Source organism: Halorhodospira sp. 9622 (genome assembly GCF_022228025.1).
Classification (GTDB): domain Bacteria; phylum Pseudomonadota; class Gammaproteobacteria; order Nitrococcales; family Halorhodospiraceae; genus Halorhodospira; species Halorhodospira halophila_A.
The window spans coordinates 1-850 of record NZ_JAJNRE010000093.1; the positions used below are offsets into that span (position 1 = coordinate 1).

At 69.4% G+C, this 850-nt stretch carries 1 protein-coding gene; it reads right to left on the reverse strand.

Annotated features, from left to right (window positions below; all coding sequences use genetic code 11):
- A partial coding sequence (locus tag LRG07_RS13735; protein ID WP_238642761.1) for a tyrosine-type recombinase/integrase occupies nucleotides 1–542 on the reverse strand: 542 nt, incomplete at its 3' end.
- Nucleotides 543–850: the final 308 nt, after the last annotated feature.

Sequence of the window (850 nt, forward strand, 5' to 3'; positions counted from 1 at the left end):
CCCTGGGCATCCGCATAGATGGCGGTGGTCGACAGCTGCGCGTGCCCTAGCCAGCGCTGGAGCAGGTTCAGCGGCACGCCGCTGCTGACCGCCTGGACGCCGAAGGCGTGGCGCAGCCCCTTGGGAGTGGCGTGTGGTCCGTGGACGCTGGCATCGTGCATGACACTGGTCACCCGGCGCCACCCAGTCACGCGCGTCCACGGCCAGATCCTGGTCCGTGCGGCCCGGCCGGCGCGTTGCAGCGCGCGCAGGTCGTGGGCCAGATCGAGCGCGTTGAGGACGTCGCCGGGAACCGGAACGGCGCGGTAGTGGCCCCGGCGGCGTTTCTTCAGGCTCTCGAAGACGATGACCTGGTCAGCCAGGTCGACCCGGTCGGCGGTCAGCGCCAGTGCCTCGGAGAGCCGGCACCCGGTGTAGGCGAGGGTCAGGCACAGGGTGCGGGTCTCGCGATCGGCGCGTTGCGCCGCGTCGAGAAAGCGGCTGCGCTCAGAGGCGGTGAGGTATTTGCGCCGTCCGGTGGCGTCGTAGAGGGTCTCGCGCATGGCCGCTGCAACAGTTGCCGGGGGAGGTGTTGCGCCCATCGTCCACGCGGGTGCCGAGCGGTGGCCTGGGGGCCGGCGAGGGCGGGGCGATGTGCAACACTATCTGGACATAGTGTTGCACACGGCGGAAGTTGGCTCAGCCCTCCTGGAAGATGTCCTCAAAGCGCTCGGCGGAGAGGGGGTTGGCCGACCAGCGCTTGAGGGTGTCCTCGTCCGCTTGCTTGATCCGGCGTTGGTGGGGGCGGGTGGCGGTCTCGCTAAATTTTTGCCCGAGTAGCCACAGGAGCAGTCCCGCCTCGCTCTCTAGG